25 protein-coding genes are annotated in these 22,624 nt (G+C 69.6%); 9 read left to right on the top strand and 16 right to left on the bottom strand.

Translation table 11 applies throughout. The annotated features are described in order from the left end of the window. Nucleotides 1-169: 169 nt before the first annotated feature. The 7 genes from zipA to QN245_RS09165 all read right to left on the bottom strand — a co-directional run bounded on the left by zipA (nt 170) and on the right by QN245_RS09165 (nt 7,454). Complete coding sequence (gene zipA, locus QN245_RS09195; protein ID WP_317845114.1) at nt 170-907, bottom strand: cell division protein ZipA; 738 nt, start codon at nt 905-907, stop codon at nt 170-172. Nucleotides 908-1,021: 114 nt separating this feature from the next. Next, entirely contained in the window at nt 1,022-4,525 is a 3,504-nt protein-coding gene (smc, locus tag QN245_RS09190) for a chromosome segregation protein SMC (protein WP_317845113.1), read from the bottom strand. A 329-nt stretch (nt 4,526-4,854) separates the two neighbouring features. Next, nucleotides 4,855-5,304, bottom strand: a complete 450-nt coding sequence (rplI, locus tag QN245_RS09185) for a 50S ribosomal protein L9 (protein ID WP_010342531.1) — start codon at nt 5,302-5,304, stop codon at nt 4,855-4,857. A 194-nt stretch (nt 5,305-5,498) separates the two neighbouring features. Beyond that, on the bottom strand, nt 5,499-5,729 hold the full coding sequence (rpsR, locus tag QN245_RS09180; RefSeq protein ID WP_002804494.1) for a 30S ribosomal protein S18: 231 nt from the start codon (nt 5,727-5,729) through the stop codon (nt 5,499-5,501). An 11-nt stretch (nt 5,730-5,740) separates the two neighbouring features. After that, the gene (gene rpsF, locus QN245_RS09175; protein WP_160960247.1) at nt 5,741-6,175 is read right to left on the bottom strand and encodes a 30S ribosomal protein S6; all 435 of its coding nucleotides are present in this window, start codon (nt 6,173-6,175) and stop codon (nt 5,741-5,743) included. 320 nt (nt 6,176-6,495) lie between these two features. Next, entirely contained in the window at nt 6,496-7,041 is a 546-nt protein-coding gene (locus QN245_RS09170) for a CbrC family protein (RefSeq protein WP_317845112.1), read from the bottom strand. Nucleotides 7,042-7,106: 65 nt separating this feature from the next. Further along, nucleotides 7,107-7,454 (bottom strand): HesB/IscA family protein, encoded by a 348-nt coding sequence (locus QN245_RS09165; protein ID WP_160967868.1) that lies wholly within the window; start codon nt 7,452-7,454, stop codon nt 7,107-7,109. 137 nt (nt 7,455-7,591) lie between these two features. Between QN245_RS09165 and asnS the strand changes: the two genes are divergently transcribed. The 4 genes from asnS to QN245_RS09145 are packed head-to-tail and all read left to right on the top strand — an operon-like array spanning nt 7,592 to nt 10,253. Further along, nucleotides 7,592-8,986, top strand: coding sequence for an asparagine--tRNA ligase (gene asnS / locus QN245_RS09160; RefSeq protein WP_184648087.1), 1,395 nt, complete (start codon nt 7,592-7,594; stop codon nt 8,984-8,986). Between the two features lie 22 nt (nt 8,987-9,008). Continuing rightward, complete coding sequence (locus tag QN245_RS09155) at nt 9,009-9,314, top strand: hypothetical protein (RefSeq protein ID WP_317845111.1); 306 nt, start codon at nt 9,009-9,011, stop codon at nt 9,312-9,314. Continuing rightward, the gene (locus QN245_RS09150; protein ID WP_317845110.1) at nt 9,311-9,625 is read left to right on the top strand and encodes a hypothetical protein; all 315 of its coding nucleotides are present in this window, start codon (nt 9,311-9,313) and stop codon (nt 9,623-9,625) included. Before QN245_RS09155 ends, QN245_RS09150 begins: the two co-directional genes overlap by 4 nt. A 7-nt stretch (nt 9,626-9,632) precedes the next feature. Beyond that, a complete protein-coding gene (locus QN245_RS09145) occupies nt 9,633-10,253 on the top strand; it encodes an FMN-binding negative transcriptional regulator (RefSeq protein ID WP_317845109.1) in 621 nt (206 codons plus the stop codon). Between the two features lie 160 nt (nt 10,254-10,413). Here the strand turns inward: QN245_RS09145 and QN245_RS09140 are convergent, their stop codons facing one another. The 9 genes from QN245_RS09140 to QN245_RS09100 all read right to left on the bottom strand — a co-directional run bounded on the left by QN245_RS09140 (nt 10,414) and on the right by QN245_RS09100 (nt 16,146). Next, a complete protein-coding gene (locus QN245_RS09140) occupies nt 10,414-11,124 on the bottom strand; it encodes a response regulator (protein ID WP_160967876.1) in 711 nt (236 codons plus the stop codon). Nucleotides 11,125-11,446: 322 nt separating this feature from the next. Then, a complete protein-coding gene (locus tag QN245_RS09135) occupies nt 11,447-12,370 on the bottom strand; it encodes a hypothetical protein (protein ID WP_425612951.1) in 924 nt (307 codons plus the stop codon). 171 nt (nt 12,371-12,541) lie between these two features. Then, a complete protein-coding gene (locus QN245_RS09130) occupies nt 12,542-13,324 on the bottom strand; it encodes a hypothetical protein (protein WP_317845108.1) in 783 nt (260 codons plus the stop codon). Nucleotides 13,325-13,366: 42 nt separating this feature from the next. Then, nucleotides 13,367-13,555, bottom strand: coding sequence for a hypothetical protein (locus QN245_RS09125; RefSeq protein ID WP_160967882.1), 189 nt, complete (start codon nt 13,553-13,555; stop codon nt 13,367-13,369). Continuing rightward, on the bottom strand, nt 13,548-14,006 hold the full coding sequence (locus tag QN245_RS09120; RefSeq protein ID WP_184447764.1) for a hypothetical protein: 459 nt from the start codon (nt 14,004-14,006) through the stop codon (nt 13,548-13,550). The genes QN245_RS09125 and QN245_RS09120 overlap by 8 nt, the downstream gene beginning before the upstream one ends. Continuing rightward, complete coding sequence (locus tag QN245_RS09115) at nt 14,006-14,266, bottom strand: hypothetical protein (RefSeq protein ID WP_048492013.1); 261 nt, start codon at nt 14,264-14,266, stop codon at nt 14,006-14,008. Before QN245_RS09115 ends, QN245_RS09120 begins: the two co-directional genes overlap by 1 nt. A 46-nt stretch (nt 14,267-14,312) precedes the next feature. Further along, complete coding sequence (locus tag QN245_RS09110; protein WP_184447763.1) at nt 14,313-14,945, bottom strand: DUF2589 domain-containing protein; 633 nt, start codon at nt 14,943-14,945, stop codon at nt 14,313-14,315. A 12-nt stretch (nt 14,946-14,957) separates the two neighbouring features. Then, nucleotides 14,958-15,536: a DUF2589 domain-containing protein gene (locus tag QN245_RS09105; protein WP_173003349.1), complete on the bottom strand. Its 579-nt coding sequence runs from the start codon at nt 15,534-15,536 to the stop codon at nt 14,958-14,960. A gap of 70 nt (nt 15,537-15,606) precedes the next feature. Then, nucleotides 15,607-16,146 carry a glycoside hydrolase family 108 protein gene (locus QN245_RS09100; RefSeq protein ID WP_184447762.1) on the bottom strand — a complete coding sequence of 180 codons (540 nt, stop codon included), beginning with the start codon at nt 16,144-16,146 and terminating at the stop codon, nt 15,607-15,609. A 180-nt stretch (nt 16,147-16,326) separates the two neighbouring features. On the opposite strand from QN245_RS09100, the gene can reads away from it, so the two are divergent. The 5 genes from can to QN245_RS09075 all read left to right on the top strand — a co-directional run bounded on the left by can (nt 16,327) and on the right by QN245_RS09075 (nt 22,532). After that, nucleotides 16,327-16,989 carry a carbonate dehydratase gene (can, locus tag QN245_RS09095; RefSeq protein WP_160967890.1) on the top strand — a complete coding sequence of 221 codons (663 nt, stop codon included), beginning with the start codon at nt 16,327-16,329 and terminating at the stop codon, nt 16,987-16,989. A gap of 39 nt (nt 16,990-17,028) precedes the next feature. Further along, nucleotides 17,029-17,553, top strand: a complete 525-nt coding sequence (locus QN245_RS09090) for a 3-hydroxyanthranilate 3,4-dioxygenase (RefSeq protein ID WP_317845107.1) — start codon at nt 17,029-17,031, stop codon at nt 17,551-17,553. Between the two features lie 31 nt (nt 17,554-17,584). Beyond that, nucleotides 17,585-19,726 carry an FUSC family protein gene (locus tag QN245_RS09085; RefSeq protein ID WP_317845106.1) on the top strand — a complete coding sequence of 714 codons (2,142 nt, stop codon included), beginning with the start codon at nt 17,585-17,587 and terminating at the stop codon, nt 19,724-19,726. Between the two features lie 123 nt (nt 19,727-19,849). Beyond that, nucleotides 19,850-21,121 carry a kynureninase gene (kynU, locus tag QN245_RS09080; protein WP_184648101.1) on the top strand — a complete coding sequence of 424 codons (1,272 nt, stop codon included), beginning with the start codon at nt 19,850-19,852 and terminating at the stop codon, nt 21,119-21,121. 46 nt (nt 21,122-21,167) lie between these two features. After that, nucleotides 21,168-22,532 (top strand): FAD-dependent oxidoreductase, encoded by a 1,365-nt coding sequence (locus QN245_RS09075; protein WP_317845105.1) that lies wholly within the window; start codon nt 21,168-21,170, stop codon nt 22,530-22,532. Nucleotides 22,533-22,624: the final 92 nt, after the last annotated feature.

Here is a 22,624-nt window from a genome sequence, read left to right as displayed (position 1 = left end):
CCGCCCCTTCGGGGCACCTTCTCCCGAAGGGAGAAGGGAAGAGCGCGCCGGGCGATCAGCACTCGGGACCCGCTTTGCGAACCCCCAATCCCAACTCCCCAATCCCAGCCCTTAAGCGAATCCCCAATCCCAACTCCCCAATCCCTGCGCCGCGCCAACGGCGCGGCGCTCACCAGCGCGGGGCTTTCGTCAACGGCGGCGCCTGGTGCTGGCGGTCGTAGGCGCGCAGGTCGTCGCGGATGTGGGCGATGCGCTGGCGGCCCAGGGCGTTGCGGCTGTCGTCCAGGACCACGCCATCGAGCAACTCGCCCATGCGCTGCACGGTCGGCAGCATCTTCTCCCAGGCGTCGAGCGCGGTCAGCGGCGCCGGCAGGGTCAGGAAGAAGGCGATCGCCGGGGTCTCCATCTCGCGGATGTGCGCCATGTCGAAGCTGCCCGGCTTCATGATGCTGGCCATGCTGAAGATCGGGCCGCGCTCGGGATGCCCTTCCACCAGGCGGTGGAACACGTTCATGTGGCCGAAGGTCAGGCCGGTCTTCTCCGCGGCCACCACGATGTCCTCGCCGCGCAACACCTGCCCGGCGCGGGCGGCGACGTACAGCGAGACGATCTTGTCGAAATCCTGGCTCGGCCGCTTGCCGAGGTCGGCGCCGGGCGACTCCGCCGCGGGCAGGCCCAGGTCGGGCTGGCGGGCTTCGCCATCCCCACCATTCGCGGTCAGCGCGTCATCGCCGACAGCCGGGGCGGCGTCGCCCAGCGAGGGTTCGCGGCGCGGCGCGGCCGGATCGGCCGACTCCACGCGCCGGCCCTGGCTCGGTTTCTTCGGGCGGCCGAACAGGAAGATCGCCGCAATCAACAGCAAGCCGGCGGCAAGGATGCCGATGCGTAGCATTGCCATGTCGGACATTCAGGGGTTACTCCGGCAAGGGTACACAGGGAGAAAACAACTGCTTGGTGCGCACGACGTCTGCCAGTACAGGGACAACGCCTCGGCGCGCATCACGTCCTTTAGCATGGCACGTCAGGCCGCGCCCGCCAAACGCGCGGCCTCCTCGAGGTCCACGCTGACCAGGCGGCTGACGCCGGGTTCGCGCATGGTGACGCCGCTGAGCTGATGCGCCGCCTCCATCGTCGCCTTGTTGTGGCTGACGAACAGGAACTGCACCTTCTCGCTCATTTCCTTGACCATCGCCGCCAGGCGGCCGACGTTGGCTTCGTCCAGCGGCGCGTCCACCTCGTCGAGCAGACAGAACGGCGCCGGGTTGAGCTGGAAGATCGCGAACACCAGCGCCACCGCGGTCATCGCCTTCTCGCCGCCGGACAGCAGCGAGATGCTGGACACGCGCTTGCCCGGGGGCCGCGCCATGATCGCCACGCCGGTGTCCAGCAGGTCCTCGCCGGTCAGCTCGAGGTAGGCATGGCCGCCGCCGAACAGACGCGGATACAGCGCCTGCACGCCGGAATTGACCCGGTCGAAGGTGTCCTTGAAGCGGCCGCGGGTCTCGCGATCGATCTTGCGGATGGCGTCCTCCAGGGTTTCCAGCGCGGTGTTCAGGTCGACGTCCTGCGCTTCCAGGTACTCGGCGCGCTGCGCGGCCTCGCCGTACTCGCTGATCGCCGCCAGGTTGACCGGTTCCAGCCGGCGCATGCGTCCATCGATCTGCTGCACCGCCTGCTCCCACTCGGCCGGGTCGGCCTGCTCGGGCAGGCCATTGATGACGTCCTCCAGCACGAAGCCGGCCTTGACCACCGCCGCCGACAGCTGCTCGGCGCTGAGCACCAGCGCCTGCTGGTCGAGCCGGCGCTGGGCGATGCGCTCGCGCTGCGCCAGCGCCTGTTCGTCGCGCTGCTGGCGGGTCTGCTCCAGCGCGCGCAGTTCGTTGTCGATGCCGTCGAGCAGCGCGCGCGCCTCGCCGAGCGCGCGATCGGTGCGCACGCGCTCGCTCAGCGCGGCCTGGTGCTCGGCCTCCAGGGCCAGCACCGGCGAATCGCCCTCGTTCAACTGCGCGCTGAGTTCGCCCAGACGCGCGTCCAGCTGCCCGCGCTGGTTGCCCATGCGCTCCAGCGCCTGGCTCAGCGAAGCGATCTGGGTGCGCTGCGACTCCAGGGTCAGGGCCAGCGCGTGCGAGGCCTCGCGCACCCGCCGCGCGGCGTCGCGGGCCAGGTCGCGCGCCTCGGTGAGCTGACGGCGCTCGCTTTCCAGCGCATGCCGCACCGACTCCAGGTCGCCCATGCTGGTGACCGCGTCCTCCAGCTTGGAGCGCGCCTCGCGCGCCTGCTCGCGGCTGCTGTCCAGGGTTTCCAGCAGCTGCGCGACCTCCAGCTCGATACGCTCGATGCGGGTGCGCGCGGCGTCGACCTTGCCTTGCTGGCTCTGCAACTGTCCGGCCAGTTCGGAGGCGCTGCGGTGCGCCTGGTACAACTGGCGCTGCGCGTCCTCGCGCTGCTGCTCGCCGGCCAGCAGTTGCGCGCGCAGCTCGCCCAGGCGGTGTTCGAGGTCGGCCTCGCGCTCCTGCAGCGTCTCGATCTGGCCACGCAGGCTCTGGATCTCGCGCTCGCGCAGCAGCGCGCCCTGCTTGGCCGCGCCGGAGCGCGACACCCGCAGCCAGCCCTGACCCAGGCGCGCGCCGTCGCGGGTGACGATGGAATCGCCCACGCCCAGCTGCGGCAGCAACGCCCGCGCCGCGCTCAAATCCTCGGCGGCATGCAGCCGCGCCAGCAGCCGGCGGATCGCGATCGGACCTTGCACCTTGGCCGCGAGCGAGGTCGGCGCGAAGGTCTCGGCCGCCTCGGCGCCGCTGACCAGGGCGATGCGGCCTTCGCCGAGTTCGCCCAGGGCGTCGACCAGGGTTTCCGGCGCCTCCACCAGCACGCCTTCGATCAACTGCCCGAGCGCGCCTTCGACCGCATTCTCCCAGCCGCTCTCCACGCTGAGCCGCTCGCCGACGCGCGCCACCGAATCCAGCCCGCGCGCCTGCAGCCAGGCCACCGCCGCGCCCTGCTCTTGGCCGAGCGCGGCCTGCTGCAGGGTTTCCAGCGACGACAGCCGGCCGCGCGCGGACTGCGCCTGCTTGCGCACGTCGGCCAGCTCGGCCTGGGCGGTGCGCTGCTGGTCCTGCAGCGCCGCCACGGCCTGCTTGCGCGCCTCGACCTGCTCGTTCAGGCCATCCAGCGCGGCGCGCTGGGTCTCGTGCTGCAGTTCCAGCTGCGCGAACGCCTCGGCCAGCGCGTCCAGGTCCAGCCCGGCGCGCTCGGCCAGCAGCGCCTCGCGGCGGCGCTCGGCCTCCAGCGACTGCCGGTCCAGGTAATCGACGCGGGTGCGCTCCACCTCGCCGGCGCGCGAGGCTTCGGCGGTGTTGCGCTGATGCGATTCCCAGCGCTGCTGCCAGTCGGCCAGGCGTGCCTCGGCCTCGCGCAGCGCTTCCTGCTTGTATTCGTTGTCTTCCTGCAGTTGCTCCAGCTGCGGGCCGGCCACGTCCACCGATTCGCGCAACAGCGCCAGCTTGGCCTCGTCGGTGCCGATGTGCTGGCCGAGCTCGGCCAGCGCCAGTTGCGCCTCGTCGCGCGCCTTGTGCAGGCGCTGCGACAGATCGCGCTGGTGCTGGATCTGCTGTTCGATCCGGGCCAGGGTGCTGCCGACCCTGTAGACCTCGGCCTGCGCGGTGCTCAGCGCCTCGGCGGCTTCCTCGCGGCGCACGCGGCCGGTCTCGATGCGCGCCTCGGCATCGCGCTGCTCGGCGATCAGTTGCTGCAGGCGTGTCTCTTCCTGGCCCAGCGCCTCGCGCAGGCCCTGCAGGCGCCCGTCCAGGCCGCGGTATTCCAGCGCCTTCCACTGCGCGTCCTTGATCCGCCGTTCTTCCTGCAGCGCCTGGTACTGCTCGGCCTGGCGCGCCTGGCGCTTGAGGTGCTCGAGCTGCTTGCCGATCTCCTCGCGCAGGTCGCCCAGCCGCTCCAGGTTCTCGCGGGTGTGGCGGATGCGGGTCTCGGTCTCCTTGCGCCGCTCCTTGTACTTGGAGATGCCGGCCGCCTCCTCCAGGTACACGCGCAGGTCCTCCGGGCGCGCCTCGATGATCTGGCTGATCATGCCCTGCTCGATGATCGAGTAGCTGCGCGGGCCCAGGCCCGTGCCCAGGAACAGGTCGGTGATGTCGCGGCGCCGGCACTTGGTGCCGTTGAGGTAGTAGCTGCTGCTGCCGTCGCGGCTGACCTGGCGCTTGACCGAGATCTCGTTGAAGGAGGCGTACTCGCCGGAGATGGTGTGGTCGGAGTTGTCGAAGATCAGCTCGACCGTGGCCTGCGACACCGGCTTGCGCGCCGAGGAACCGGAGAAGATCACGTCGGTCAGCGAATCGCCGCGCAGGCGGCTGGCCGAACTTTCGCCCATCACCCAGCGCACCGCGTCGATGATGTTCGACTTGCCGCAGCCGTTCGGACCGACGATGCCGGTCATGTTGGTCGGCAGGTGCAGCGTGGTCGGATCGACGAAGGACTTGAAGCCGGACAGCTTGATGGTCGACAGGCGCATGGTGCGGGCAATCCATGGCAGGCGCCGCCGGCATTCCGAGCTGCGCTGCCGCTAATGAAGATCCAGGTGAGGTCCTGCTTCCAACCCATTGATGCGGCTACACCACCGGGTCGACATCGGACACGAGTCGCTGAGTATAGCGGCCCCTGCGCGGCACCGGGGCGGCCTGCGCCGGGTGGCGCCGATGCGACGGCGATCGCACATGCAGGCGACCGGTCCCCGCCAGCCGTGCCAGCCAGGGCCACACGACCCGCCGACGGCGGCGCAGGTCGGCACAAACGACACGGGCACCTTGCGGTGCCCGTGTCGGTACAGCGATGACGACGCGATCAGGCGTCGGCTTCGACCACGACCTTGACCGTGGTTTCCACGTCGGCGTGCAGGCGCACCAGCACCTCGTACTCGCCGATGTTGCGGAACGCGCCTTCGCCCAGCACCACTTCGCCCTTCTCCAGCGGCATGCCGGCGGCGGTGAAGGCTTCGGCGATGTCGCGCGGGCCGACCGAGCCGTACAGCTTGCCTTCGGTGGACGCGTTGGCCTTGACGGTCACGCTGGCGCCTTCCAGCTTGGCGGCACGGGCTTCGGCGTCGTCGTGGATCGACTTGGCCTTGGCTTCGTACTCGGCGCGCTTGGCTTCGAACTCGGCGATGTTGGCGGCGGTGGCCGGCACGGCCTTGCCCTGCGGCACCAGGTAGTTGCGGCCGTAGCCCGGCTTGACGTCGACCTTGTCGCCGAGGCCGCCCAGGTTGGTCACTTTCTGCAGAAGAATCAGTTGCATGGTCTTGCTCCGTTATTCGTTAGCGTCGGCACGCGGCCGCCGCAACGGGTGCTGTCCGAATAGGAGAAGCCGGGATTGGGGATTCGGGAATCGGGATTTGCACCCGATCGGCACCGCACTCTTCGATCGCCAGACTTCGGTTGAATGCCCGCACTGGGAGGTGCGGGCCGTGTTGCGTTCCGGGAAACCCGGAATCAAACGTCGTGGTTGTCCGTGTACGGGATCAGCGCCAGGAAACGCGCGCGCTTGACCGCCGTGGCCAGCTGACGCTGGTACTTGGACTTGGTGCCGGTCACGCGGCTCGGCACGATCTTGCCGTTCTCGGTGAGGTACTGGCGCAGGGTGTTGAGATCCTTGTAGTCGATCTCTTTGACGCCTTCGGCGGTGAACTTGCAGAACTTGCGACGACGGAAGAACTTGGACATGAGCGTGCTCCTTAGGCGGCTTCGGCGGCGTCGCCGTCGGTTTCGGTGGCGGCGGCGGGCGCATCGCCCTCTTCGTCGTCGCGACGACGGCGCTCACCGCGCTCGGGCTTGTCGGCCTTCTCGTCCTTGCTCTTCATGATCAGCGACTGCTCGGTGTCCGGACCGTCGCGCTTGATCACCAGGTGGCGCAGCACCGCGTCGTTGAAGCGGAAGCTCTCGACCAGCTCGCTCAGCACGGCCTGGTCCACTTCGATGTTCAGCATGACGTAGTGGGCCTTCACCAGGTTCTGGATCGGGTACGCCAGCTGGCGGCGGCCCCAGTCTTCCAGACGGTGGATGGTGCCCTTGCCGTTCTCGACCAGCGACTTGTAGCGCTCGATCATGGCCGGGACCTGCTCGCTCTGATCCGGGTGGACCAGGAACACGATTTCGTAATGACGACTCATGGTGTTTACCTTTCGGATGTGGCCTTGCGGCCGGACAGCCCCCCGCGATGGTGACGGCGGTGGGGCAAGGACTCCCGCCGGGAAGGCAGGAAGCCGCACATTATGGCGTAGAAGTGCCGCCACGGACAAGCTGTCGAAACGGAGGCGGAATGAATGTCCTGGCTTAACGAAGCCGGGACCCGGGGCCCGGGACCCGGGACCCGGAAAGCAAGGCCGCCCGGCCTCTCGTGGCGAGATGTCTCAACCCACCTGCACGAAGAAGAGATCCAGACCGCTCTTCCGGGTCCCCGGTCCCGGGCCCCGGGTCCCGGCCTTCGAACTCACCCCGTATCGACATGCAGGCGATGCTGGCCGCACTGCAGGCAACGGAACAGGCAGCCGACCAGCGTGCCATCGCGGGACAGCCGCGCCAGCAGCCAGTCCGCATCGCGCGGGGTGACCTCGACGATGTCGGGCATGACCTCGTCCAGGATCGGCGCGAGGTCATCGCCCCCGGCGTAGCCAAGGAAGGCGCAGGGCTGGTCGCAATGGCTCAGCCACACCGGCTGCTGCCAGGCCGAATACCCCGGCGTGCGGGTGCAGATCGCCTGCAGCAGCGCGGCATCGATGGCCGGCGGCGCGTCGTCCGGGTCGGGCGAGACGCCCTCGATCTCCGCCCAGTCGTTGAACTCGCCCTCGAAGCGAGCCGCGGCGCGACCGTCGGCGATGCACCAGGGACACAGGAACTGCGGGGCGTCGCCGGCACAGTAGAACGGCCCCTGGTAGCGCCAGGCACGGGTTTCGCCGCAGCAATCGCAGACGCCGTCTTCCTGCGCGAAGCACAGCGCGTAGGCGTTGGGATGATGGAGGAACTGAGGCAGTTGCATGCGAACCGATACCGCCCTGCCCTACGTCCTCCGCGGAGGAGGCCGCTTGGCCGGCGCGGCGACGCTCAGGGCGCGTCGGCGTGCGCGGCGTCGGTGGTGAAGCTCTCGCCGCAGCCGCATTCGGCGGTGGCATTCGGGTTGCGGAACACGAAGGTCTCGCCAAGGCCCTGCTTGCCGAAGTCGATCTCGGTGCCGTCCACCAGCGGCAGGCTGGTGGCATCGACGTAGATGCGCACGCCGTCCTGCTCGAACACCGCGTCGTCCGGACGCGCCTCGCGCGCCAGGTCGGTGACATGGCCCCAGCCGGAACAGCCGGTGCGCTCGACGCCGAAGCGCAATCCCAGGGCGCCAGGCGTCTGTGCGACGAAGCGCTGCACGCGGGCATGGGCGACGGGGGTGAGATGGACGGCCATGGCGACGACTCCGGACAACTGCGAGCGGACATTATAGGGAGGACGGCGGCCGATCGCCGCCACGCCTCGCAAGCGCTGCGCTCCAGCCAGTACACTTGCCCCTTCCATATCGAGTCGCTGCGGCGAGGATTCAAGTCATGACGGTGGTGAGCGTTGCACATGCGCTGGCCGGGAAGATCCCGGAAGGCGGCGAAGTCACGGTGCGGGGATGGGTGCGCACGCTGCGCGGATCTGCCGGACTGGCTTTCATCAATGTGAGCGACGGCTCCTGCTTCGCCCCGATCCAGGTGGTGGCGACCGACGCGCTGCCCAACTTCGACGAGGTCAAGCGGCTCACCGGCAGCTGCTCGCTGATCGCCAAGGGCGTGCTGGTGAAGTCGCAGGGCAAGGGCCAGTCGTTCGAGATCCAGGCCAGTTCCGTCGAAGTGGTCGGCTGGGTCGAGGACCCGCTGACCTACCCGATCCAGCCCAAGCCGATGTCGCCGGAGTTCCTGCGCGAGGTCGCGCACCTGCGCCCGCGCACCAACCTGTTCGGCGCGGTGACGCGCATCCGCAACTGCCTGGCGCAGGCGGTGCACCGCTACTTCCACCTCAACGGCTACAACTGGATCAGCACGCCGATCATCACCACCTCCGACGCCGAAGGCGCCGGGCAGATGTTCCGCGTTTCCACGCTGGACATGGCCAACCTGCCGCGCGACGCGCAGGGCCAGGTCGACTTCGGCCGCGACTTCTTCGGCAAGGAGACCTTCCTGACCGTATCCGGCCAGCTCAACGTCGAGGCCTACTGCCTGGCGCTGAGCAAGGTCTACACCTTCGGCCCCACCTTCCGCGCCGAGAACAGCCACACCACCCGCCACCTGGCCGAGTTCTGGATGATCGAGCCGGAGATCGCCTTCGCCGACCTGGCCGAGGACGCGCGGGTCGCCGAGGACTTCCTGAAGTACCTGTTCCGTGCGGTGCTGGAAGAGCGTGCCGACGACCTGGCGTTCATCGCCGAGCGCGTCGACAAGACCGCGATCAGCAAGCTGGAGACCTTCATCAACTCGCCGTTCGAGCGCATCGAGTACGGCGACGCGATCGGCCTGCTGCAGAAGTCCGGGCAGAAGTTCGAGTTCCCGGTGGAATGGGGCCTGGACCTGCAGACCGAACACGAGCGCTGGCTGACCGAGCAGCACGTCGGGCGCCCGGTGGTGGTGACCAACTACCCCGAGCACATCAAGGCCTTCTACATGCGCCTGAACGACGACGGCAAGACCGTGGCGGCGATGGACGTGCTGGCCCCCGGCATCGGCGAGATCATCGGCGGCAGCCAGCGCGAGGAACGCCTGGACGTGCTCGACGCGCGCATGCAGCAGTTCGGCCTGGATCCGCAGCACTACGGCTGGTACCGCGACTTCCGCCGCTACGGCACGGTGCCGCACGCCGGCTTCGGCCTGGGCTTCGAGCGCCTGGTGGTGTACGTATGCGGGCTGAGCAACATCCGCGACGCCATCCCCTACCCGCGCGCGCCGGGCAGCGCCGAGTTCTGAGCCGGCCAGGGGAGCGCGCGCCATGATCCTGTTCTTCGCGCTGTGCTTCGTCGGCGTGGCGATCGCCGGGGCCAGCGCGTTCCTGATCTTCTGGCCGCTGACCCTGGTGCACATCCGCGACCGCCATCCGCCGCTGGTGGCGGCGTTCGGGCCGGGCGCCTTCCTCAAGCCGGTCGCGCTCGGCTGGCTGCTGACGCGGCGCTACCGCCCGCTGGGCGACCGCGGGCTCTCCGGGCTGGCGACGCCGGCCTGGCTGTCGCTGATGACCATCTTCCTCGGCCTGGGCATGGCCGCCCTGCTCTGGCTGCTTTCCCTGGTGATTCCATGACTTCAGATTCTCCCTCCCACGATCAGTGGTACCTGGCCAGTCTCGGCCGCCTGCTGGTGTGGGCGCGCCTGCGCGTGCGCGACGCCGGTACCGCCGAGGTGCTGGACAGCGACGGCAATACGCTCAGCTACGACAGCGAGGACACCGCCCGCGCGGCGCTGTTCGACGCCGAGTTCGTCGCTTTCGATGGTCTCGACGAAGACGATGCGCGGGCGCGCGGCTTCTCGTTGGGCGAGGTGTCGCCGCCGCAGGCCGACGACGACGCCGGCCTTCGCGGACGCATGACCCAGAGCCTGGGCGCGCGCGCCTGACCTGGCGATGCACGTTCCGCCCGCCTTCGCCGAACACGACCTGGGCGCGCTGGACGCGCTGATCGCGCACCACCCGTTCGCCACCCTGGTCACCGTCGCCGACGGCCTGCCCTGCGCCACACCGTTGCCGGTGCTGTACCGGCGCGACGGCGCGCGCATCCTGGTCGAAGGCCATTGGTCGCGGGCCAACCCGCAGGCCCGGCACGCCGGGCCGGCCTTGATGATCGTGCACGGCCCGCATGCCTACGTCTCGCCGGGCTGGTATCCGGACAAGGACGCGATGGCGCGGGTGCCGACCTGGAACTACGCCACGGCGCACCTGCATGGTCACCTGCAGCCCAGCGACGACGAGGCGATGCTGGCCGACGTGGTGGCGCGGCTGAGCGAACGCCACGAGCGCGCGTTGGGTAGCGACTGGCGCTACGAACCGGACATCGACGCGCACCGGCTCCAGTTGCGCGGCATCATCGGCTTCCGCCTGGAGGTCGAGCGGGTCGAGCTGAAGTTCAAGCTCAGCCAGAACCATCCGCCGGCGAACCAGGCCGCGGTGCGCGAGGCGTTGCAGGCCCAGGCCGACGCCGGCGCGCAAGGCATTGCGGCACTGATGAGCGCGCGACGCCAGGACTGAACGCGCGGCCGCGATCCAGCGTGGCGAACACGACCGAACGCAGAGCGGTCAGGCCGGGCCGATGGCGCGCAGCAGCGACCGCAATGCATGCGTGATGCATGAAGATCGCGAGCGCCGGGCGCGCCGCCTGGCGGCCGCACCGTCCTGACGCGCGCGCTACTCAGCCGCAACGGCTGGCCGGCCCTTGCCGGTCGCGATCGGCGCGGTGCGCGCTGGCGCGGCCGCCGTCCAGCGGCGACAGGCCTTCGCGGATCGCGTACCGGGTCAATTGCGCGATGCTCTGCATGCCCAGCTTGAGCATGATGTGTTCGCGATGGGTGCCGATGGTCTTGACGCTGATGTGCAGGCGTGCGGCGATCTCCTTGGTCGACAATCCCTCGGACAGCAACTGCACGATCTCGCGTTCGCGCGAGGTCAGCAGCGTATAGGCGGAAACCGCGTCACCGGGCGGGCAGCGATACTCGCTGACCAGCGACTGCGACAGCTGCGGGCTGATGTACAGCTGATCGTTGCCGACCTGCTGGATCGCGCGCAGCAATTCGTGGAAGGTGCTGTTGCGCGCCAGGTAGCCCTTGGCGCCGGCGTCGATGGCCGCGCGTACGTTGACTGCGGCATCGGAGGCGGCAATGCAGATGGCCTTGCTGCGCGGGCTGCGCTGCAGCAGCCGACGGGTGGCCTCGATGCCGTTGAGTCCCGGCAGCATCACATCCATCAGCACGACGTCCGGCTGCTGCCGGGTCACCAGTTGCACGCACTCCAGTCCGTCGACCGCGTGGCCGACCACGTCGATGTCCGGCGTATTGTCCAACAGGGCCACCATGCCCTCCAGCACGATGCTGCGTTCGGCGGCAATCACGATACGTGTGTTCATTCTCTACCTGTGTTGGTAATGGAACTCCCAACGCGCGACCGCGCGGCAACCCGCGTCCGCTGCAGTGCGACGCGCCCCTTTTTTCAACCGATGCGACAGCGCGGAACCTGCGCTTGCGTTACGTCCTCAGCTTGTCACGCTGGGCCATGGCGGCCATCGGCTTCAGGCTGATATGGATGGCGGCGACGGCTGAACTTGTGCGGATTGCCGCATTAGTCTCGGTTTGTAGACAGAATCCCGTGCTAGGGCGCACACGCTGTGACGCAGAACGAAGTCCTGCGCCGACGAACGATGGTGGGACGCCGGCGATACGCCGGCATGCTCATTCCGCAGCAGCGGTTGGCGGCGGTGGTGGTGGTGGCAACCGGGCGGCCTCCACCTGCAGCATGGCGCGGGCGAACTCGGCGAGCCGCTGCTGGATCGCGGCCGGCGGCGTGCCGGCCTCGATCGACTGCTGCAAGGCCATCAACTGCGCGGCCAGCTCGCCCTGCCAGCGCATGCGCTCGGTGTCGTTGCTGGCGCGCTGCACTTCCAGCGACGCCTGCGCCTGCGCGGAGGTGTCGCCGCGCACGAGCGTTTCCATGGCGTCGACCAGGCGCTGCAGCAGGCGATACACCGCGGTGGCGGAAAAGCCGCCGAGCATCGCCAGGGTCGGCTTGCCGAAGCTGCGCATGCCACCGCTTTCGAACAGGTCCGGCGGCAGCACCTCGACCAGGATCAGGCCGGCGATCAGGCCCAGGATCATGCGTGCGCCGTAGGAGGCGTCGTACTTGGGGTCGTAGCTGGCGTCGGCGACGTAGCGGTGCACCTGGAACAGCGAGGAGAACGAGGCGCCCAGGCCGGCGCAGAACAGCAGGAACAGCGCGTTCCACAGCAGCACGCTGCCCGAGGAATCCAGGAACCCCAGGCGCACGTTGTCAGCGCTGACCTTGCTGGACAGCGCCGATGCCACCACCGCGAACAGGAACAACAGCGAGGTGGCGGTCAGCGCGCGCACCAGCGGCAGCGGACCGAGCAAGGTCGCCCAGTGCGGACGGCGCCGCTCGGCGTCGAGCAGGAATACCGCCTGCGGGGTCGCCGGGCGGATCAGTTGCGCCAACCGCCGATGGGTCACCGCCAGTTCGTGCGCGCGCTGCTCGATGTCGCCCGCCTCGCCGTCCGACGAAGCGGCGCATAACAGCATGGACAGCCGCGCAATCAGCTCCGGCGGCACCGCCATGCCATGCTCCAGCGCGTAGCGGGCCATCGCTTCGCACTCCGCACGCAACTGCGGCAGGATGCCCGGCGGCGGCAGGCGCGGCACGGCGTTGCGTGCCGCGCGCAGCCGACGCCACAGGGCGCCGGCCAGCGTCTTGATCCAGACGTTCATCGCAACACTCCTGGACGGAAGCGGTGGCCGGCGCCTGCGTGCGGCGGATTACGGGTTGGCGGGCGCACGCTCCAGCAATGCGTTTTCCCGGCGCGTCCCGGCGCGGTCCACGGTCTGCAGTTCGAGCTTGCCGTCCGGCCTCGCGCGCAGCGTCAGCTGGCCGTCGCCCAGGCGCGCGCAGGTGCCCTGATCGTTCATGTCCAGCGCGTACAGCGCTGCTCCCTCGCGCGTGTCGAGGTAGCGTCCCTGCACCCTGCACTCGCGCGGCGCGCCGTAGCGCAACTGTACCGTGGCGTTGCCCGGCGCCTGCGGCGTCGCGGCGACGCTCAGCTGCACGGTAACTGCCCCATTACCGTAATCGGGACGAATCAACCCGCGCCATGCGCCCTGCAGCGGGCTGGGCTGGCCCGGATCGGTATGCAGCACGACCGGCAGGTCCGTGCCGCCGACATTGAGCCGCAGGTCGTCGCCGCTGCGTTGCACGCGCAGCGGCTTGCCCATCAGCTTGTCGCAGTAGGCACCGCCATTGATCGACTCCAGCGCGAAGCTGCCGTCCGCTTGCGGCTTGACCAGCAGCGCGCAGTTCAGCGGCGAGCCGAACATCAACCGGGCCTTGCCGTCCCGCTGGACCAGGCGCACCGAGGCCAGCCGCTGCGCGTCCGTCGCCAGGGTGCCGTTCCATTCGCCGGGCGGCAGCGCCTCGGCACTGGCCGCTGCGACCGGCGCGGCAGGCGCAGACGCCTGCGGCGCGGCAACGACGGCGGACGGCAGGGCCAGGCACAGCCCCAGCCAGAGCGGGAAACGCGCAACACCACGCGAACGGATACGCATGCGACTCTCCTGTTGGATATGAAGGAAAAACGAAGGGTGCGGTCAGGACAGACCGAACCGGATCAGCGCCAGGACGGCCGCCACGAGAAACAGTACGGCAAGCAGCCACAGCGCCCGGCGTCGACGCCGGCGCAGCCGCTGCGCGCGGGCCAGCGAGCGCAGGTCGATGTGCAGTTCTCGGCACCACAGGTCGGTGTCGTGCCGGGACAGGATGAAGCCGTGTCTACGCATGTGCGCTCTCCTGGGCGGGATCGTGCGGGGCGGGCGCGTCGGACAGGTGCCACAGCTTCAGCCGCTGACCGTCGAACAGCACCTCGCCGACCGGGGTGTGGGTGCCGCGGAACAGGACCTGCAAGCGGTGGCCGGGCCGGCGCGGCCGGCGCGGCTGCACCTGCAGCAGCAGACGCGGCGCCTCGTCCGGCACGTCCACCACGTCCAGTTCGACGTCGAAGGCCAGGGCCAACTCGCCGATCTGCGGCAACTGCCAGGCGCGCAGTTCCCACAACGGGATCTGCAGCGACGGCGGCTCGGCCGCGTCCGTTTCCACCTGCAGCGTCTCGCCTGCGCCGAAGCAGGCGCGCAATGCCTGTGCGTGACGCGCGCGGCAACGCCGCTGCGCATCCAGCAAGGCCGCCGACAGCCCCTGCAGGAACAGGTCGAACTCGCAGCGCAGCCTGGCCATCAGTCGTCCTTCAACCAGCCGGGCTTGCGCGGAAAGCCCACGTGGTAGCACAGCCACTGCATCACCACCTGGTGCTCGCCGATCTGCAGCACGGCGAAATTCTTCTCGGTGCCGATGATCGCGCCCTTCGGCGAATCGCTCAGGCAGCGGTTGAGCAAGGCCCGCGCCGCCTCGATCTGCTCGGGCGATTGCATCTGCGTCGGGTTGTCGCTACCGACCACGACCCGCTTGACGAACTTGACTTCAGTAAGGTCGAACATCGTTGACGAGTCCCCCGACGAGATGGTTCAACGGACCGCTATGGGATTACGGGTTGACCGCGATCGGCTTGCCGATCTTGCGCGGCGCCACCGAGGTCTGCAGGATGTCCAGCACCCGCGCCAGGCCTTCCGGCGGCCCCTTGTCCGCGGCATGCACCGAGACGTGGTACTTGGCCGAGTTGTCCGAGCTGCGCGTGTTCTCCTTGCTGGTGGAGACCGAGCCCTGGATGTGCACCTTGGCCTTGAACAGGCCGAAGCCGTATTCCACGTCCGCCGACAGCGACGCCGAGGCATCGGTCTTTTCCTTGGAGGAAAAGGACGACTTCACTTCCATGTCGAAGGTGATGTCCACGGTCTGGATGCTCAGGCTGGGCACGTTGACGATGGCCAGCAGCGGCACTTCCAGTTCGACGTCCTCCTCGGCGATGCCACCGGCCTTGTCCGGGTCGTCGACCGGCCGCTTGAAGCGGAAGCTGGCGGTACGGGTGGCGCCGGTCGCCTGCGGATTCTTCGGGTCGGGGGTGTCCGGCGGCAAGAAGCCGATGACGCGGATGAAATCGGCGGTGGCGCGGGCCAGTTTGACCTGCGCGTCGCAGGCCGCATCCAGCGGGCCGCCGATCAGGTCGCCCATCGGCAGACCCTTGAATTGACTTGACATATTGACGAGTTCGTCAGCCATTGCAGTGACTCCTTAGTTGGTGGGATTGGTTACATCGTCCGTGCCCGCGACGTCCGGCTTGTCGGCCATGACCGTCTTGAACACGCCCTGCGTCTGCGCCAGATGGTTGAGCAATCTGGCCGCTCCGTCAGTCGGTTCGGTCCCCTCCACGCGCAACACGACGTGGACGGCACTCTGGCGCTGGCTCCGCGCGCTGGCGCTGGTATCCACGCGCACGCTGGAACGGGTGGCGGTGCGCTTGGCCTGCCAGGCACCGCGCGGGCCGGGCGACTCCGGCGCGAAGAAGCCGTCGGCGGATTGCAGGCCGCCGAGGTCGCCGAGCTGCGCATCGAAGCTGATCTCCACGTCCTTGATCCGCAGCACGTTGGTCGAGACCAGCGGCAGCAGCGGCGCGCGGTAGTAGTCCTCGTCGCCTTCGGCGGCCTGCGGGTGCTGCGACGGCAGGCGGATGATCACGCTCTTGGGCCGGTGGAACTCGTCGAAGTAGTCGCCGAGGTTGGCCATCTGGTGCTGCTCGATGCGGTCCTGCGCCTCGATCACGGCGCCGGCCAGCGCTTCGATCAGGTCGTTCAATGCGGTCGGTCCAGCCATGGTCGCTCCTGGGGAAAGAAGGCTGCCGTCGGCGACGGCGGCGGATCGGCGTCGTACGCCGTGTGCGCGCTCAGCTCAGGTCGGGGAAGGAATCGGTGCGCGCCAGCCAGCCCTTGAGAAACTTGGCCAGCGGCGGCCTGGCCGCGACCAGCCGTTGGTAGTAGTCGCGCCGGCCCTGCTTGTAGCGTGCGTACAGATCGCGCTGGTCGGCCGCCAGCAGCGCCGCCAGGGTGGCCGGGCCCAACTTGCCGTCCTCCGGCAGCTTCAGCGTCGGAGTCTGCGCATTGAGCACGCGCTGCAGCAGCTTGATGGCGTTGTTGCCGGCATTGACCTGGAAGTCGAACAGGATGTTGGCCAGCGGCTGCAGCGCGATCTCGTCACCGTGCACCGCATTCCAGTAGCAGGTCTTGTAGATCACCCCGGCCTGCGCGTCGGTGAGTGCGCGCAGGTTGTCCAGGGTCGGTTCCAGTTGCAGCAGGCTCTTGGCGTACACGCGGAAGGTCGCCAGGGTGATGCCCTTGTTGGTGGCGCCGCCCGGGTCCACCGGATCGTTGACGAAGCCGCCCTCGTGCTTGAGCAGGGTCGGAAAGAATGCGTTGAAGTCGGCCATGGGATCCTCCGCTGATGCCCGGTGTGGGCGTGGAGGAAGTCTGCGCAGCGGGCCGCGCCAACGGGATCGGCAAAAGCCCGATCCGGCGACGCCTGCGCACTGAGGCGCCGCGGCCCTCATGCGCGTCGGCGTATGCGCCAGCTGCGCGCCGGACCCAGGCTTCTGGAATAATGCGACGCTATGAGCAAAATCGCGCAACTCCTGGACAACAACCGCTCCTGGTCCGAACGCATCAACCGCGAGGATCCGGAGTTCTTCAGCCGCCTGTCCAAGCAGCAGACCCCGGAGTACCTGTGGATCGGCTGTTCCGACTCGCGGGTGCCGGCGAACCAGATCATCGACATGGCGCCGGGCGAGGTGTTCGTCCACCGCAACATCGCCAACGTGGTGGTGCATACCGACCTCAACTGCCTGTCGGTGATCCAGTTCGCGGTCGAGGTGCTGAAGGTGCGGCACATCCTGGTGGTCGGCCACTACGGTTGCGGCGGCGTGCATGCCGGCCTGACCCGCGCGCGGCTGGGCCTGGTCGACAACTGGATCCGCCACGTCACCGACGTGGCCGAGAAGCACGAGCACTGCCTGCAGCAGGCCGGCGCGCTCAACGTGCAGCACGCGCGGCTGTGCGAACTCAACGTGCTCGAGCAGGTGGTCAACGTCAGCCGCACCTCGATCGTGCTCGACGCCTGGGCGCGCGGCCAGGAACTGACCGTACACGGCTGGGTCTACAGCCTGCGCGACGGCCGCGTGCACGACCTGGGCATGGAACTCGGTCGCATCGACGACCTGGTGCCGCGCTACGATGCCGCCCTGGCGCGCATCAGCCAGGACCGCGAGGACCGCTGAGCGGCGCGCGCCGTTCCGTCATCGCCCGCGAGGATCCCCATGCTCCCTGCCCCGTTGAACCTGCACGCCTGGATCGACGCCCACCGGCACCTGCTGAAGCCGCCGGTCGGCAACAAGTGCATGCATGCCGGCGACTTCATCGTGATGGTGGTCGGCGGGCCGAACGCGCGCAGCGACTACCACTACGACGAAGGCCCGGAGTGGTTCTACCAGCTCGAAGGCGAGATGGTGCTGAAGATCCAGGAGGACGGCGCGGTGCGCGAGATCTCGATCCGCGCCGGCGAGACCTTCCTGCTGCCGCCGAAGGTGCCGCACTCCCCGCAACGCGGACCGGAGTCGGTGGGCCTGGTGATCGAGCGGCGACGCCTGCCGCACGAACAGGACGGCCTGCTCTGGTACTGCGAGCGCTGCAACCACCTGCTGTACGAAGCCTACTTCCCGCTGCAGAACATCGAGACCGACTTCCCGCCGGTGTTCGCGCGCTTCTACGCGTCCGAATCGCTGCGCACCTGCGCCGCCTGCGGCCACGTGCATCCGCTGCCGGCCGCTGCCGCCGCGCCGTGACCGCCCTGCGCCCGCGCCGTTCCCCATCGCGATGCTGCGCGGCCTGATCGCGCTCAAGCCGCGCGACGTGCCGGTGCGCGTGGCCCTGCGCAACACCGCCGCGGTGGTCGCGCCGCTGGCGCTGGGCGTGGCCGCCGGCCATGCCGAACTGGGCCTGGCGGTGTCCACCGGCGCGCTCAACACCATGTTCTCCGACCAGCCCGGCCCGTACCGGGCGCGGATGCAGCGCATGCTGATGGCCGCGCTGGCGGCGGGCGTGGCCGCGTTGCTGGGCATGCTGATCGGCGCGCACACGGTCGCACTGGCGCTGTGCGCGCTGCTGCTCGGCCTGGGCGGCGGCCTGCTGGTGGCGCTGGGTCCGGTGGCGGCGCGGGTCGGGCTGACCAGCATGATCCTGCTGGTGGTCAGCGCCGACGTAGGACTGCCGCCTGCGCAGAGCGTGGGCGTGGCCGCGCTGATCTTCGCCGGCGGCGTGCTGCAGATGCTGATGGCGCTGGCGGCCTGGCCGCTGCAGCGCTACCGCCCGGAGCGCTTCGCCCTGGCCGACCTGATGCGGCAACTGGCCGGCCTCGCCCGCCAGCGGCCGAGCGCGACCGCGGCGCCGCCGGCCACCGAAGCGGTGCTCGAGGCGATGGTGATGCTGCACGGCGAACACCGTTCGCGCGGGCGTGCAGTGCAGGCGTTCCGGGTCATCGCCGAGTTGTGCGAACGCGCGCGGCTGGAGCTGCTGACCCTGGCCGATCTGCACGGGCGCCTGGACACAGCGTCGCCCGCGCGGCTGCCGATCGAACGCGTGCTCGAACGCAGCGCGGTGGTGCTGGACCAGCTGGCGCATGCGCTGGACAGCGCCGAAGACCCCGACGCCGCCAACGACTCGATGACCGGCTTCGACGATCTGGTCGAGGCCCTGGCGCAGGTGCAGGCGCAGGCCGAGGACACCCGCGAACGGCGCCTGCTGCGCATCGCCGTGGCCCGCGCGCAAGGCCTGGGCGGCCAGCTGCGCGCGCTGGTGCGCAATGGCCGCTGGGCCAGCAGCCGCGGCGAGATCCAGGCCGAACTGGCCGAAGCGCGGCTGCCGCCGGCGCTGCGCCCGCTGGCGCCGCTGCAGACATTGCGGGCGAACCTGAACCTGTCGTCGGTGGCGTTCCGCCACGCGCTGCGCTGTGGGGTATGCCTGGCCCTGGCGGTGCTGTTCGCCCGCTGGCAGGCGATCCCGCACGGCTACTGGATCCCGATGACCACCGCGATCGTGCTCAAGCCGGATTTCGGCGGCACCCTCAGCTTCGGCGCGCTGCGCGTGGCCGGCACCTTCGCCGGGCTGCTGCTGGCCACCGTGCTGGCGCATTTCGTGATGGACGGGGCGGTGGTGCGGCTGCTGTTGCTGACGGTGTTCTGCCTGGGCTTCCGCCTGCTCACCCAGGTCAACTACGGGCTCGGCGTGGCCTGCCTGACCGGCATGCTGGTGCTGTTGCTGTCGTTCGAAGGCATGGCGCCGGGCGAGGCGATCGGCGAGCGCATCCAGGCCACCGTGCTCGGCAGCGCGCTGGCGCTGGCGGCCTACGCGCTGTGGCCGACCTGGGAACGCAAGCACATCCGCGCCATCCTGGCGCAGTTGCTGCTCGCCTACCGCGACCATCTCGACGCGGTGCTGGAGGGGCGCCTGCAGGCGCTGCCGGACACCCGCGCGGCCTCGCGCACCGCCCGCACCAATGCCCAGGCCTCGATCGAACGCCTGCGCGGCGAGCCACGGCGCAAACGCAACCTGCGCGAACTGACCCTGGCCGAATCGGTGCTGGCCAACGGCAACCGGCTGATCCGCGCCTCGTTGGCGCTGGAGGCGGTGCTGCGCGATGCGCCGCCGTTGCCGCCGCTGCCGGAACTGCCGCAGTTCCGGCAGCAGGCGCACGCCGCACTGACCGAACTGGCCGAGAGCCTGCGCACCGGCACGGCGCCGCCGCAGGCCAGCCTGCGCACGGACGAGCGGCGCCTGGCCGAGGCGCTGGCTGCGCAGCAGGACGGCAGCGACGGCGGCGCGCTGGCCGCGCTGGCCGACACCAGCGACCGCGTCGCCGACAGCATCGGCACTCTCACCCACCTGGTTCGCGGTGCGCTGCTGCCGGCCGCGGCGGCATCGAAGGATCCGCCGCCGGTGGGCGCGCAGCGCAGCGGGTGAAGGTGCGTCGTACCAACGGCGCCAGCAACGTCCGCAGCGCCCCAAGCGCCACGCCGCCGGTTAGCTACCTCACGTCGTCCCACACCCTCTAGACTCTCGCCCTGCTTCCAGGAACCCAAGCCGATGAACGAGATCCTGTCCCGCCAGCACGCCATCGCCCTCGACGCCGCCGATCCGCTGCGGGCCCTGCGCCAGGAGTTCCTGTTCCCGCAGCACCAGGGCGCCGACCAGGCCTATTTCGTCGGCAACTCGCTGGGCCTGCAGCCGCGCGGCGCGCGCGCCGCGGTGCAGGAGGTGCTGGACAAGTGGTCGTCGCTGGCGGTGGAAGGCCATTTCAACGGCGACACCCAGTGGATGACCTACCACGAACTGCTGGCTGCGCCGCTGGCACGGCTGGTCGGCGCGCATCCGCATGAAGTGGTGGCGATGAACACGCTGACAGTGAACCTGCACCTGCTCATGGTCAGCTTCTACCGGCCCACCCGCGAGCGCCCGGCGATCCTGATCGAGGCCGGCGCGTTCCCCTCCGACCAGCACGCGGTCGCCTCGCAGATCCGCTTCCACGGCTTCGACCCGGCCACCGACCTGATCGAAGTGCAGCCCGACGGCGCCGACGGCACCGTGTCGCTGGCGGCGATCGAGCGCGCCATCGGCGAGCATGGCCCGCGCCTGGCGCTGGTGCTGTGGCCGGGCGTGCAGTACCGCACCGGCCAGGCGTTCGACCTGGCTGCGGTGGCGCAGCTGGCGCGTGCGGCCGGCGCCGCGGTCGGTTTCGACCTGGCCCATGCCATCGGCAATGTGCCGCTGCACCTGCACGATGCCGCCCCGGACTTCGCGGTGTGGTGCCACTACAAATACCTCAACGCCGGCCCCGGCGCGGTCGCCGGCGCCTTCGTGCACGAGCGCCACGGCCACGGCGACACCCCGCGCTTCGCCGGCTGGTGGGGCCACGACAAGCGCACCCGCTTCCGCATGGCGCCCGAGTTCGTCGCCGCGCCCGGCGCCGACGGCTGGCAGCTGAGCAATCCGCCGATCCTGAGCATGGCGCCGCTGCGCGCCTCGCTGGACCTGTTCGAGCGCGCCGGGCTGGACGCGCTGCGGCAGAAGTCGCAGCAGCTCACCGGCTACCTGGAGACGCTGATCCGCGCCCGCCTGGCCGACACCCTGCAGATCATCACCCCGTCCGACCCGGCACAGCGCGGCTGCCAGCTGTCGCTGCGCGTGGCCGGCGGCCGCGAGCGCGGCCGTGCCCTGTTCGAGTACCTGCAATCGGTCGGCGTGCTCGGCGACTGGCGCGAACCGGACGTGATCCGGATCAGCCCGGTGCCGTTGTACAACCGCTACCGCGACGTCTACCGCTTCGTCGAGGAAGTGGAAACCTGGGCCGGCGTCTGAGCCGCCTTTTTCGCGCGGCGGCCTGCCGCGCTTTCCGGACACCGCATTGAACGCATCCCCCCGCAGCATCACCCTGATCGGCGCCGGCCTGGCCGGCTCCCTGCTCGCCATCCTGCTCTCGCGCCAGGGCTGGCAGGTCACCGTCTACGAACGCCGCGGCGACCCGCGCGTGCACGATTACGAGCGCGGCCGCTCGATCAACCTGGCCCTGGCCGAACGCGGCCTGCACGTGCTGCGCCAGGCCGGCGCCGATGCCGCGGTGATGGCCAAGGCGGTGATGATGCGCGGGCGCATGGTGCATTTCGCCGACGGCCAGCAGCAATTGCAGCGCTACGGCCGCGACGACAGCGAGGTGATCTGGTCGGTGCACCGCAACGATCTCAACATCACCCTGCTGCAACTGGCCGAACAGGCCGGCGCGCGCATCCACTTCTACCGGCGCCTGCACACGGTGGATTTCGACGCCGGCTACGCACGCTTCATCGACGACCGCGACGACCAGCCGCACGACATCCGCTTCGACAGCATGATCGGCGCCGACGGCGCCGGCTCGGCGCTGCGCGCGGCGATGCAGCGCAAGGCGCCGATGGCCGAGCACATCGAGTTCCTCGATCACTCGTACAAGGAACTGGAAATCCCGCCCAGCGCCAGCGGCGGCTTCCGCATCGAACCCAACGCGCTGCACATCTGGCCGCGCGGGCATTACATGTGCATCGCCCTGCCCAACGATGAAGGCACCTTCACCGTCACCCTGTTCCTGCCCAACAAGGGCGAGCCGAGCTTCGCCACCGTGCGCAGCGGCGAGGAGGCGCTGACGCTGTTCGCGCGCGATTTCGCCGACGCACTGCCGCTGATGCCGCAACTGGCCGAGCACTGGGAACAGCATCCGCCGGGCCTGCTCGGCACGCTGCGCCTGGAGCGCTGGCACCTGGACGGCCGCGCGGTGCTGCTGGGCGACGCCGCGCACGCGATGGTGCCGTTCCACGGGCAAGGCATGAACTGCGCGTTCGAGGATTGCGCGGCGCTGGCCGCGCACCTGCAGCGCGAGCCGGACCTGGCGCGCGCCTACGCCGCCTTCGAGGCCGAGCGCAAGCCCAACGCCGGCGCGATTCAGCAGATGGCGCTGGAGAACTACGTGGAAATGCGCGACCGCGTCGGCGACGCGGGTTTCCTGCTGCAGCGCGAACTCGGCCAGGCCCTGCAGGCACGGCATCCCACCCGCTTCGTGCCGCACTACACCATGGTCACCTTCCTGCGCACGCCGTACGCGCAGGCGCTGGAACGCAGCGAGGTGCAGCGCGACATCCTGGTCCAGGCCACGCAGGGCCACAGCGATCTGTCGCGGATCGACTGGAACCGGCTGGAGCGCATCGTGCACGCGCGGCTGGCACCGCTGGAGGGGGCGCATTGAACCGGCGTACCCTATCCGGATGTCCTATCTTCCCTAGGAGCGCCGCGGCGGACATTCCCGGTAACGCCCGTCGCGGCTGAAGCCGCTCCTAC

Origin of the sequence: Xanthomonas rydalmerensis, from assembly GCF_033170385.1 — a bacterium.
GTDB lineage: Bacteria > Pseudomonadota > Gammaproteobacteria > Xanthomonadales > Xanthomonadaceae > Xanthomonas_A > Xanthomonas_A rydalmerensis.
Note: the sequence above shows the minus strand (reverse complement) of the source record. Positions and strands in the feature narration are given on the sequence as shown.